A 12,152-nucleotide genomic window follows, 5' to 3' on the forward strand; every position below is an offset into this window, starting at 1 on the left:
GTATGCCCAGCTCAGCAACTACCTTCCCAACCTCACTCACTTGGATTATAGGCCTCCAATGGAACTGACCCCGTGCCAAAACACGCAGGGAACGGGTCTGCCGAATTCATCCCCTTCACTGGCGTTCGCAGGTATCGCTTCCAGTCATCGGCAACATGGCGCAAGTCGATTTCATCATCGAACGACGTATGTCGGCAGGCATCCATGCGCGCCTCGACCGCGTATTTGAGAAGCACGAATGAAGCCAGTTGTTCCTGGTCGAACGACTGCGCGAGATAGGGATAGTGGATCGCCAGCTCAGCCTCGCCCTTCTCCTGCAATTGCCGGTTCACCCGGCCGAACAACCTGTCCACACGCCCGACACGCTGCTCGTTGTCACCGGGTGTCCAGGCAATTCCGTAGTGGTGCACCTTGCTGCATTGAAGATGCAGGTTCACACCCTCCTGAAAGACCGAAGTCGCAACCAGCACGTTGGGGTAGAACGGGCTGTTAAAACCGAGAATCAAGCGCCGGCGATCGCCAGAATGACTACTGGCGTACCAGGCAGGGCTTTGCAGGCTGGTAAGGATACGCCAGTCTTTTTTCCAGTCGGCCAGCCCGTGGGCCGTGATCTTTCCACAGATCTGCTCGAAGCAATCCAAGGCCGCAATGAAGTACTGCCGAATCAACGAGTCGTGAAGGCGCGGGCTCAGCCAATCGATGAAATCCAGATAACGACGTTGAGCATCGCCCCCCGCATGCTGGCGACGAAACTCCGTGAACCAACTGTAGAGCTCAATGATGACCGGGCTGGCAAACAGAAAGCCCGCTTTTACATAATTGGCGAAATTTTCTGCAATCGCTCGGCCGTGTGGCCCAAGCGCCAACCACGCCTCCAGCCGCCGGCGTGTGGCATCAGGCAACCCTCCATACATCAGGCCCCACAAGGTCGGAATCATTTCTTCGTATTGTTCACCCGCTGGCGACGCGTGTTCCCCGTGCAGCACAAGACGCGCTCGCAGCGCCGCACCGCCATAGTCGTCCCGATTACGCTCGCCCACACGCTTGCGGTCATACCCGGTGTATCCGCCCTTGCGGTAGTCACTTGCCGGCTCCAGCAACAACGAAAACAGACTGTCCGGCTTGCGCAAGCGCAAGCTGAAGTTCGAGCAATCCGTACTGCGATCCTTTCCCTGTTTCTTGACCACGAACAGGTCAGCAATGTGCGAGGCCAGTTTTTCATCACCCTCCAAGCCATCAATGGCTTGCGCCTGGTCGTCATCGTGAAGAAAATCCTGGTCGTCCGATTCTTCGGCCGTCTGCTGGCAGACATACCGGCTGAAAAACGCCCGCGACCAGTTCTTCTTCTGCCACCCCTTCAACAGCCTTTCCGAGTCTTCCGGACGCCAGGCCTGGACGATACGCCGCGCCAGCTTCAGGTCACTGTCCGCGTTCATGCGCTGGGTAATCTCCCGCACCGAAGCGATCCGCCGCACAAATACCAGGTGCTTGTGCTCATGCAACGGTATTCGAGTGTCGAAGACATCCTCGGGCTGGCATTCAAGCATCAACGTGTCGTACTTGGGATGATCAGGGTGGCTCTGGAAGTACTCACGGTGCAGCTGGGTAAGCTGAGTCAGGATCCCGGTATCCGGGGCACCGGAAAATGCCTGAGCGGAGTGTTCCTGTTCCAGCGGTGCGGTCGCGCTGGCCGCGCTACCTGGCTGGGTACCAACGGACTCGAAGCCTTCGAGATAGCCGTACAGGAACCTGCGGCCGCCACTCTTATGGCCTTGTTGCTGCACCAGCTTCTTCTGGTACAACGCGAAAAACATCTCGGCCTCGGGGTTGTTATGGAAACTGGCTGGCAGCGTTTTTTCATGACGGTAGTTATATTTGTTACGGTAACCCTCAGCCCCCTGCATCAGGCGCAAACGACGCAATGCATACTGGGTCAGCAGCTTATCCGGAGCGGGTTGCGACCCGTCAGCCGGTGGGTCGATGAAGTAGCCGAGAATGGAGGCTATGTCCCGAAGCGAGGAATGGCTGGGCGTCGCGGTAAGCAACAAAGCTTTCTGCCCGAGCCGCCCCCCCACTTCCCCGAAGAACTTGCGTGCGGCCTTGGCACGTTGAGAACCGCCATCGGCATTACGGAAATAATGAGCCTCATCCACCACGACTAGGTCGAAACCCTTGTTTCCCAGCGATGACTTGAGCTCACGGTGAATCCTGGCAGCCTCAACCTGGGCTTTGCCGGCCACATCACCCGACTGCTTGTCCTGCCACTCAACCAGGTTGCTGAGGGAATGGATAGTGGTGAAGTAAAACTGCCCGCTGCCCTCCTTCACCGCATCACTCAGTTCACGAAGCCGCTTGTAAATCTGCGCCTCGTGCAACGGCTTTTTCTCAGGCCCATTGCAGGTCAGGTGCGAACCGCCTTTATAGTGATCGCGCAGGAACGCGGCATACTCACGCGCCCACTGGTGGCAGATGTCTTCCCTGGGAGCCATGACCAGCACCTTGGCATTGGGCTTCAGCTTCCACAGCAACGCGATGATGCCCAATGCCTGGAACGTCTTGCCCATGCCGACCTCATCGGCCAGCAATGCCACATTGTGCATGGACAACTTGTTCCACAAACCGGCAACACCTTCGATTTGCCGGGCGGGCATGGAGATGTCCTCGCCCGAGTACTGCCACGCGTCATTGCCTGCGTCGAAGTTGATCCAGTTCGCGACCTGTTCCGGCTTCAAACCACCCCAGTCGATTTCACGCATAGCCACACTCCTTCTGCACGTGGCGAACATAGGCCAGCTTTCTTTGCAGCTCCTTTGGCAAGCGCGGCGTCTGCACCCTCAGTGTCGACCACAGTTCGTCCCCAGGCTTACGGTGCCCGGCCTTGCGGTACAGCCCGGCGGCCAGTTGGTGAAGCGAATTGACCTCCTGGGCTAGGAACCAGTTGAACACGCTGGGCTGGCTGCCGCTAATCTGCTGGCGTGCCTTGGCCGCCAGTTCCTGAAGGCAGCCCGGATGAACGAATGCCCATTGTTCGATATCGGAAGCTGCGCGCAAACGCTCGCGATACTGCTCGATCGCCTGGAACAACCGGAAGTAAGACAACGCATCCTGTTCGATGACAGGTGAAGGCGCGGTTGGGTCCTCATCCGGCCCGGCACCATTGCGCAGGCAGGCACGCAACACGGTGTTGGTATCGCTGTTCGGATCGACCCCAGCCACCAGGCTGTCGAGCAGGTCCTTCAGCGATTCGAAACCTTGTACGCGCCGGAACGACTGGTCGCGCTCGACAATGATGCCTCTAAACACCGCTGGGCCCTTCTTGCGCAGAAGAATGGCGTAGCTATGGTCGGCGAGCATGGCCTCGTTATCCGGCGTCACCTGCTCGATCGGTATCAGCAACCACTTGCCCTGCTGGCGCCATGTGCGCCACTGCAGGGATATCGGTTCGCTTACACCCGGCAACTTCAGCCAATAAACATTGCCGGGTTTGTCTACCCACCAGTTGCCTGATACCGAAAAACAGGCACGCTTCCAGTCGTAGTGCACTTGCAGGTCGAAGGGCAGCTCTTGCGGCACATCCAGGCGATCCTCCGCCAACAACTGGTCGCTGGCAAAATCGGCCTCGGTGACGTCAATGCGCGCCCCCAGCATGTCTGCGTTGCGTTTGACGTTCAGCACGATACCGGCTTCGATATTGCGCTGATCAAAACTGCTGGTCCCGGCATGGGTGAAGTTCCACGAGCCGATCGCCAGGCGCCCCCCCTGAGGGGAGTGAGAGAGCCAGGCCTTGGCATGGGTGATTTCGGTGAGCGGATCAGGCGCAGACGGGCTTTTGTGGAACGCGAGCGCGTCCGTCTCGATGCAGGCCGCCAACGCCTCGCTCCAGGGCGTCCGGAAGTACCGGCCCTCCAAGCGGTCTGCGACCAGAGCCACCTTCAGATCAGGATTACCTGATTGCGCCCGGAGTCGCTCCAGCAAGTCGGGCATGTCGGCCGCCAGATAGGGGGACCAGACCTGCAGCGAGGTGATGCGGTCCTGCTCCATGAGATGCTCAAGGAAGGTGCGTTTGTCGAAACTGTGCACGAATTGCCAATCAGGCCCCTCGGCCAGACGAGGCTGGGTGCGCCAGCGGAGCTCAAGTTCCAGAGGCTCGGCCAAGGCATCGAAGAACTTCTGAATCTGCCTGTATTGCTCGTTATTGCAGACGCGCTGGAAGGTGAACACCTCCTGATTGCGCCCCCAGCCTCCGACGCTCAGGTTCGCGCTGCCCGCACCCAACACCATGTCCCCTTTCTTACTCTCCAGAAAGATGAGCTTGGGATGAAACAACGTGTGCTCGGTAAAAACAGGGTGAGTGTTCAGGGCGCGAGCAGATACACAGTGAACGTTGATGGCCGTGCGCTTGTACTGGTCGGCCCCCATCATTCGCTTGTCGCAGAACACCCGGAAGTCAATGTCTTTCTCAACCAGGTGTGCCTGGAAGCCTTCGAAGTCCAGGCGGTTGCGCGGCGGGTCCATATTCAGCACTGCCGGCAGCAGATGGGATTCGACAAAACCCAGATTGAGGTTGAAGGTGGTCAGCCAGACTCGTTTGAGCTCGCCCATTTCCTTCAGTTGCTGCTTGAAGGCCTCGATCAGTTTCATGCGGCCACCCCGTGCAAGCCCGCAAGCAAGTGCCGAAACTGGGGAATGTAGTACTGGTGCACCCAGCCACCCAACGGTCGCTCGGCAGGGGTCGGCTCACTGCGGGGCCGCACATGAATCTTTAGCTGGTTACCATCTGCCCGGGTCACCCACGGCGACTGGCCACGACTTTCCATAATGAACGCGTGATAGCTCAACAATGCATCCATCTGTGCGTCGGCACCGCCCTGCCCTGCCACGTTCAACAAACTTTGCAGACGTGCTTGCCCGGTAGTGGAAAGCACCGTCGTCATGGACGTGTCTGCATTGATGGCAGCCGCACAGGTGGCGAGGGTCGAGGTATTACGCCCCAAGGCTTTCCAGCGCTGCCAGACCCTTCTGACGGGCTGAGACTTCTCGGCCAGCATCAGGTGGAACAACAGGTCCACCTCGCTGAGCAGCGGTTCCAGCAAGCGTACATGCGCGAGCTTTCGCTGTGCGTCTTTCGCCAGCGGCTGCTTCATCGCCTCCTCGAAGACATTCGCAGCAGACCCGTCGCCCTGCTTGGGCGAACTCAACACGTTATACAAGGCTCCCGGGGCCCCCCGATCTAGGCCTGTGATGGACAACCAGAAATCGCATGTTCTGGCACCTACCGCCGCCGATGACGTAAAGGCCTCGACCATAGCCTTGGGAAGCGTTGCTGGTATGTCCTGGAAGTCAGTCTTAGGCTGGCTGCGACTGCTTGCCAGCAGGTCTTTCAAGTGAGGATGCAGGAGGTTGTAGAGACGAAAAAGCGTTGGAGTGTTGCTGATCAACGCATCTACGTCTTTCCACAGCAGCGTGGCCGTGGGCAGGTTGTAGCGATAGTGACGGTCGAAGAAGCCCATTTCCACCAACGGCGTCTTGTAGCGGCCGCTCACGCCCAGCAGGGTTTGCCGAACCAGCACCTGCGCTTCAGGGACATGGCTGAAGGTGAGCGAAGGGTTCCCTGTACTGTCGAACCAGCCTCTTCGCGCCTTGCTGATCCCCAGCACGCCAGTGGTTTCGAGACCCGCGGTATTTTCATGGGAGATGACGCTGTAGACGTTGAGGTTTTCCAAGTACACCAAACAGGCATGCTTGAACTTGAGGTCGTGTTTGCCGTTGTAGATCTTCCTCAACCCGATGCCTAGCGCAATCGAGTCGTCCTCGACCAGGCTCTTGATCAAGAAGTGATTGAACAGGTTCAGGGTGAAATTGCGGATATCGTTGGAAATGGAACTGATCCGGTTCTGGAAAATCTGCTGGCCAAACCCAGACCAGATCACCTGCAACCCCAAGGGGTCGATATTCAGTTCATTACCGAGGCTTTCGTCGTACTCGGTCAGAAAAGCATCTAGCAACACACCCGGATACCTCTAAAACGGACAATCCCTTTGTATCCGCCGTAGAAGCTGGCTGGATCCAACACGGCCCGAAAAATTGCATTTTGCCACTATCACTGTCAAGGCCGGCGCCGTCGTCGAGTAGGGTATTTTTCAAGCCAAGATGCCCTGTGCTCGATGGCTTGCTCTGGGTGCTATGCACCGGCGCTGCTTGGCGAGATATGCCAGACCGCTTCGGCCCATGGTCAACAGTGTATCAACGGTTCTGGGGCTGGCGAACCCACAGAACGTTCGATCGGATACTCAAACGCTTACACCTTAGCTGGATGAGCAAGGTTTGATTAATTTGCAGACTTGGATGAATCGACTCTACAGCACGCGGGCACTCACATTCGACCGCCCGCGTGCTGCGCCTAGCTATCCGACACATGTCCAAACCGCACCGGCCACTTTGCGTTAGCGGGGCCGAACAAGAACTGGGCTACGTATAACCTGCTTTGGTTCTAGGTCACCGAGGGAGAACGTCTGGGCGTTCCAGTTCCTGCCCTTCCCCATTTTGGGCGTACACCGAAAGCCACCCGGAGCCATACTGGAAATTGTCAGGAATCGCCATTCGCGGTCGCTCGCATATCCAGTGCGGTTGGGGGCAATAATGGGGGCAAATTTCAATTTTCTCTGCCTGAAACTGCCGTTCTAGGGCCCAGTCAAAATGTTTTTCGGAGATCCAGATAGCCTGTAATAGCGCTCCATAAAATCAGCGATCCTCCTGCGTATTGCGCAAGAAACGCTCAAGCACATTTTTTGTGATCATCACGGTGTAAATGTCTGCCTGCATCAGCCCATGTACCCATTCGCACGTGGCGGCGGTAAAGACCTCACCTTGACCTTTGTGGAAGTGCACCACCATGCCGGCCCCGCGGCTATGCAACTCTATGTTGGCGTCGCTAAGCTCGGGCGCCAGGATGGAAGCACGAAACCGCGCATCGCCATCGCCGAGCATGAATGAATAGGCATCCTCGGCGCGGCCGTGCTCGGCATTGGTTGCAAAGCCCATTGCGAGGATTTGCAATCCGTAGGGCGCACCGTCGGTGCCGAGCGGTTCCGGGAGGCCGTCGACGAACGTGTATTCCAGGCCGTCCACCTCATAGCCGAAGATGTTGGCTTCGTCTGCGAACATGTCCGCGTAACCCAGGCCGGTCCCCATGAACGCCCAGTGCTCAGGCCTGAAGACGGTATACCCGCGAGGGCCACGCGGAGCCATTCCCCCAAAGCTGGCATAGATCCCGCGCAGAGCATTCACCCCGAACGTCCTTGCCCCTGGGTGATTCACCCTCGGGTCTTCCCAGGCTCCCGTTAGCCGGTGAGGCTCGGTAGCCGCCACAGGATCGAGCGCACCGGCATCGTACTTGTAGGCCACCTGCCGCCGGCCCTCATCCTCCAGGCGAATCTGCCACATGAAGTTGCCGGCGAAGCGCGCGACCTTGCCGCCCTCCTCGACAAAGGCGTCGACATGGTCACGCATTTCCCGCGTCCAGTACTCGTCGTGGCCGATGAAGACGGCGCAGGCGTAGCCCTCGAGTGCGTGCGGGTCGTGATGCAAATCGTCCTGAGTCAGGATATGCACCGTATAACCTTGCTGCTCGGCCCAAACCACAAAAGGTCTCTCGTAAGAGGCCCACCCCGCCAGCGCGTAGTACTTGGAGTAGCCGTTAAGGCTGGCCCATTCGATGAACTCATAGCGCGCCGGGCCTGGCGTGCGGGGCCGGGTCGCGTTGATGCAACGTGGTGCACCTTCCGGCAGCCACACCTGCCCTCGCGCCCAGGGGCGCTGCGCTGACAGCAACGGTGAGCGGCCACGCGGCGTGCCGGGGTGGATACCAAAGTAATGATTGGCACCCCCCCAGTCGTTATAAGCGGCCCATGTCGATGTGGCCGCGACGAGCACCAAGGCATCGGCACGCTTGCGCAGCGCCTTGACGATGAACAGATGATGCCCGAGGACGCAGTCGGCACCATCGCGCACTTCCACTATGTAGCCACCCGGCTCGGCATCCGCCGGGATTGACCATTGCATGAAAACGGGCCATTGGCAGCCCTGCTCATAGGCACGTTCGGGTATGGGGTGGAACCGCGCGTCAAGGCTGTCGGTGGTATGCAACGTGCGGGCGATGGCGCCATCACGATAGATCCTGAGTCTCACTTGCGGACGGTTTGACGACAGATACAGGCAAACCGAATCACCCGGGTTATAGGCACGACGGTCCGAGTAGCACCAGGCGGCCGCCGGGCCAGACTCGGAAGGGACTTCGACCCAAGTCTCGCGTGCGGCCTGACGCGGGCCCGAAGTCTGGCTCACGGTCACGTTGGCGCCCGGTCGTTCGCCTCGCGCAGCAGGGGTTTTCAGGTCTGGGGAATTCATTGACTCGTACTCCTTTGATCGGCTGATTCTGTGGCTCGACCCGCCAATGCATTTCCGCTGACTCGAGCGCCCGGCGCCTCGATGTGCGCAAGGTCGATGCCCGCCGTTTCGTCGATAAGAAACCCTGCCAGGACAGTGACTACGCCCAACCCGATGACATAGCTGACGTACAGATAGCCAAGGTCGGCGCCGCTGAGATAGTTGTGCAGATAAGGGGCGGTGCCGCCAAAGATCGCCACTGAAACCGACGAGACCAATCCGACGCCCTGTGCCCGTGCCTGAGTCGGCACCTGCTCGGAGAGCACAGCGGGGAAAATCGCCGCGATCAACGACCAGGCGCCGAGCCCCAGCACCTGGGCCAGAAACAGCGTGTAGGGCTCAGTGGTCACCATGATCGAAATGGGATAGGTCAGCAGGATCACACCCAGGCCCCAGGCGATGACCATGGGCCGGCGCCCTACCCGATCGGACAACATTCCGCAGACCGGCAACCAGCACACGCAGAGGATCTGCGCCAAAAGACTCGCCACATAGGCACCATTGGCGTCCATGCCCTGGGCAATCGCCGTCGAAGCGCCGAACGTGACCCAGGCGTAGTAAGTGACATTGGCGGCCGCTGCAAGCATGACGATGTTACGCGCCACTCGCAGGATCTCCCCCGTCGACAGCTTGCGCGGCGGTCGCGCTTGCCCCTGCTGTTCCACGAACACATGAGATTCCTGCGCACCGCGGCGCAAAACCAGCGCGTAAATGCCGAGCACTCCACCCATGGCGAAGCCGATCCTCCAGCCGTAGTCGGCCATGGCCTGCGCGCCCAGCAGCCAGGTCAGCAGTGCCGCCACGGCCGTTGCCGCCATCACCCCCAGCGTCACCCCCACATACACGGAACTGGACCATAAGCCACGGTGCTCGCTTGGGGCTATCTCGGCGACATAGGTGTAGGAAACCCCTGTCTCGCCACCATGGGCGAGCCCCTGCATCAGGCGGAAAAACAGCAGCGCGACCGAGGCATACAGGCCGATGCTCTGGTAATCAGGGATCAGCGCAATGCCCAGACTGCTGAGCGCAAGCAGCAGCATGGTGAGCACCATGATGGTCCGGCGCCCCAGTCGGTCGCTCAGTCGGCCAAACAACCAGCCGCCCACAGGGCGTGCGACAAAGCCAACCGCAAACACAGCAAGCGTCGCGAGCATCGCCGAGCGCGCATCGGTCTTGTCGAACAGGTTGCTTGCCAGGTACACCGAAAAGGTTGCGTACAGGGTCCAGTCAAACCATTCAAGCGCATTGCCGATACTTGCTGCGCGCAACGATTTGAGGCGTCCTTGGTGAGACGTCGTATTGTTCATGGGGTATCTCCTGATTACGGACGGATCGAGGCGCTGTGGCAAACCGGATCAAAGGTGCAACGCGGGCTGGCGAACGCCATGGGCAGAAGGGACGCGGACACGCAACGCAATCAGCAACGCGGCGAGCAGCATCAGCACCGCCGCGGCTATGAATACGCCTGCGCTGCCACTGAGGCTGAACATCGCACCGCCAGCGGCGGCGCCGGTGGCAATGGCTGACTGCACAGACGCCACTACCATGCCTCCGGCGCTTTCCGCCTGATCAGGTACCGCGCTGGCGACCCAGTTCGACCACGCCACCGGCACACCACCAAAGGCCAAGCCCCAGACCGCCAGCAGTACCGCCTGCCCCGGCACCGAGGCCGGCAACAGCACCAACGCCAGTGCTGCAACGCCGACCAGCGCGGGCATCAGCACCAGCGTGGCCAGCGGGTGACGCTCCAGCAGCCTGCCGGCCAACAGCGTGCCGACGAAGTTCGCCACACCAAAACCCAGCAGCATCAGTGACAGCCCTTGCGGGCCGATGCCGGTCGTTCCTTCGAGGAACGGTCGAACATAGGTGAACATCGCGAAGTGGCCGCTGTGCACCAGCACACAACCGAACATTCCCATGGCGATGCCCGGACGCTGCAACACCTCGAGAACGGTGCGCAGACGTGCCGGCCGACGCGGCGCCAGGCGCGGCAGAGTGAACGACTGGAAAGCCAGGGTCACCATACCGACCGCCGCCGCTGCAAAGAACGCGCTGCGCCAGCCATACAGCCCGCCCAGATAACTGCCCAGCGGCACTGCCACCACCGTGCCGATGGCAATGCCGCTGAAAATGATCGACAGCGCCCGGGGCAACAGAGCACTCGGTACCAAGCGCATCGCCACCGCCGCCGCCATGCTCCAGAACCCGCCAAGTGCAATGCCCAGCAAGATGCGCATCAACAACAGCACCGCGAAGCTGGAGGAAACGGCGACCAACAGATTGGAGGCGACCATCAACGTGGAAAAACCCAACAACACCCAACGTCGGTCGATCCCGCGGGTCAGGCCTGGCACCAACAAGCCAGCGAACAGCGCGACCACTGCGGTCACCGTTACCGCCTGGCCAGCCAGCGCTTCGGACACGCCCAGGTCGGCAGACATCAGCGTCAACAAGCTGGCCGGAAGGTATTCAGCGGTCAGTAATCCGAACACCCCCATTGCCAACGAGAAGACGGCCATCCACGCGGGCGTCGCAGGTTCTACGTCCGCGCCGACGCCGGGATGGCGGTCGGACACGGCGTTACATACACAATCAGTCATTGCACGGATCTCCCAATCTTCATGGCGAGCCGAAGTCTAGGCGCCGGAAGCTGGATGATCTATGATCGAAAATCTCTACTTTTTGATCAAAACACCTGAACGATGCCTGATGATCAGTTTGCCCTCTCCTCGGACCTCATCAACGAGCTGTTGCGCGGCATGCGCCTGCGTGGCGTCGAATACCGGCGTATTCAGGCGGGTCCAACCTTCGGCTTGGGCTTCGCGGAAAAACCCGGGCATGCCTGGTTCCACTTCATGGCGGTCGGTCATGCGGTGCTGAAAATGCAGGACGGCAGCACCTACGCGCTGTCCGCCGGCAACGCCGTGTTCATCTCCCATGGCGCGGCCCATCAACTGTTTTCTGATCCGGAGGCGCCCGTTCAAGACATCGACCGACTGGACGGCGCGCCTTTAGGTGACACCGTCAGCGCGGTGCATACCGGAACCGATGCCAGCGCCACGCCGAGCACTATTTTGTTCAGTGGTTGCATGGAGTTCGAACTGGGCAGTATCCATGGCCTTGGCCGGCTGATGCCGGGCCTGATGCTGATTGATGCCGGCGGCCAGCGTTACCCCGGGCTGGTGCCGATCCTGACCACCATGGAGCGCGAAGTCAGCGCCGCCCGAGTGGGTTTCGCCGGTATCCTCGCGCGGTTGGCCGACGTGGTGGCCGCCATGGTCGTTCGCGGCTGGGTGGAGTGCGCCTGCGGCAACGCTTCCGGGCTGGTCGCTGCCTTGCGCGATCCACGCTTGGCCGGTGCACTGCTTGCGCTCCATCAACAACCGGGCCGCGACTGGACTGTTGCGCAGCTGGCAGAGCACTGCAATACCTCGCGCTCGGTGTTCGCGGAGCGCTTCCAGGTGACGATTGGCATGACCCCGCTGCGCTACGTCACCGAACTGCGAATGCGGCTTGCAAGCCAGTGGCTGACCCTCGAAAGGCTGCCGATTGAAGAGGTGGCGCAGCGCTTGGGCTATACATCCCAGGCCGCTTTCAGTCGTGCATTCAAGCGCATTACCGGCCAGACACCGGGATTGAGTCGCAAGGTGAGGCAGCCCGCTGTTACTTGAAACCGAGCGCAAGCTTTCGATGATTCGTGCCTCTGG

The 12,152-nt window shown here is 60.1% G+C and carries 7 protein-coding genes and 1 pseudogene; 2 read left to right on the forward strand and 6 right to left on the reverse strand.

Translation table 11 applies throughout. From position 1 onward, the window contains the following. Positions 1-32: 32 nt before the first annotated feature. Genes ACM6IM_RS06315 through ACM6IM_RS06325 form a run of 3 tightly spaced genes read right to left on the reverse strand, consistent with a single transcriptional unit; the run spans position 33 to position 6,008 of the window. Positions 33-2,756: a DEAD/DEAH box helicase gene (locus ACM6IM_RS06315; RefSeq protein WP_414864544.1), complete on the reverse strand. Its 2,724-nt coding sequence runs from the start codon at positions 2,754-2,756 to the stop codon at positions 33-35. After that, a complete protein-coding gene (locus ACM6IM_RS06320; protein WP_414864545.1) occupies positions 2,749-4,641 on the reverse strand; it encodes a hypothetical protein in 1,893 nt (630 codons plus the stop codon). The genes ACM6IM_RS06315 and ACM6IM_RS06320 overlap by 8 nt, the downstream gene beginning before the upstream one ends. Beyond that, positions 4,638-6,008, reverse strand: coding sequence for a hypothetical protein (locus ACM6IM_RS06325; protein ID WP_414864546.1), 1,371 nt, complete (start codon positions 6,006-6,008; stop codon positions 4,638-4,640). Before ACM6IM_RS06325 ends, ACM6IM_RS06320 begins: the two co-directional genes overlap by 4 nt. A gap of 149 nt (positions 6,009-6,157) precedes the next feature. Between ACM6IM_RS06325 and ACM6IM_RS06330 the strand changes: the two are divergent. Continuing rightward, positions 6,158-6,345, forward strand: a pseudogene (locus ACM6IM_RS06330) (transposase); the annotation flags it as partial. A gap of 396 nt (positions 6,346-6,741) precedes the next feature. Here ACM6IM_RS06330 and ACM6IM_RS06335 read toward each other — a convergent pair. From ACM6IM_RS06335 to ACM6IM_RS06345, 3 genes are read right to left on the reverse strand one after another with little or no spacing between them, the layout of a single operon-like run. Next, the gene (locus ACM6IM_RS06335) at positions 6,742-8,406 is read right to left on the reverse strand and encodes a N,N-dimethylformamidase beta subunit family domain-containing protein (RefSeq protein WP_414864547.1); all 1,665 of its coding nucleotides are present in this window, start codon (positions 8,404-8,406) and stop codon (positions 6,742-6,744) included. Beyond that, on the reverse strand, positions 8,403-9,752 hold the full coding sequence (locus tag ACM6IM_RS06340; protein ID WP_414864548.1) for an MFS transporter: 1,350 nt from the start codon (positions 9,750-9,752) through the stop codon (positions 8,403-8,405). Before ACM6IM_RS06340 ends, ACM6IM_RS06335 begins: the two co-directional genes overlap by 4 nt. Before the next feature lie 48 nt (positions 9,753-9,800). Further along, entirely contained in the window at positions 9,801-11,045 is a 1,245-nt protein-coding gene (locus ACM6IM_RS06345; protein ID WP_414864549.1) for an MFS transporter, read from the reverse strand. Positions 11,046-11,147: 102 nt separating this feature from the next. Between ACM6IM_RS06345 and ACM6IM_RS06350 the strand changes: the two genes are divergently transcribed. After that, positions 11,148-12,116 carry an AraC family transcriptional regulator gene (locus ACM6IM_RS06350; RefSeq protein WP_414864550.1) on the forward strand — a complete coding sequence of 323 codons (969 nt, stop codon included), beginning with the start codon at positions 11,148-11,150 and terminating at the stop codon, positions 12,114-12,116. Positions 12,117-12,152 lie beyond the last annotated feature (36 nt).

This window comes from Pseudomonas sp. IT-P12, from assembly GCF_949767465.1.
In the GTDB taxonomy this organism is placed as follows: Bacteria; Pseudomonadota; Gammaproteobacteria; order Pseudomonadales; family Pseudomonadaceae; genus Aquipseudomonas.

What these genes read in the sequence shown, in the direction of transcription:
- ACM6IM_RS06315 (WP_414864544.1), bottom strand. Translation starts at nt 2,756, where the DNA reads ATGCGTGAAATCGACTGGGGTGGTTTGAAGCCGGAACAGGTCGCGAAC.
- ACM6IM_RS06320 (WP_414864545.1), bottom strand. Translation starts at nt 4,641, where the DNA reads ATGAAACTGATCGAGGCCTTCAAGCAGCAACTGAAGGAAATGGGCGAG.
- ACM6IM_RS06335 (WP_414864547.1), bottom strand. Translation starts at nt 8,406, where the DNA reads ATGAATTCCCCAGACCTGAAAACCCCTGCTGCGCGAGGCGAACGACCG.
- ACM6IM_RS06340 (WP_414864548.1), bottom strand. Translation starts at nt 9,752, where the DNA reads ATGAACAATACGACGTCTCACCAAGGACGCCTCAAATCGTTGCGCGCA.
- ACM6IM_RS06345 (WP_414864549.1), bottom strand. Translation starts at nt 11,045, where the DNA reads ATGACTGATTGTGTATGTAACGCCGTGTCCGACCGCCATCCCGGCGTC.
- ACM6IM_RS06350 (WP_414864550.1), top strand. Translation starts at nt 11,148, where the DNA reads ATGCCTGATGATCAGTTTGCCCTCTCCTCGGACCTCATCAACGAGCTG.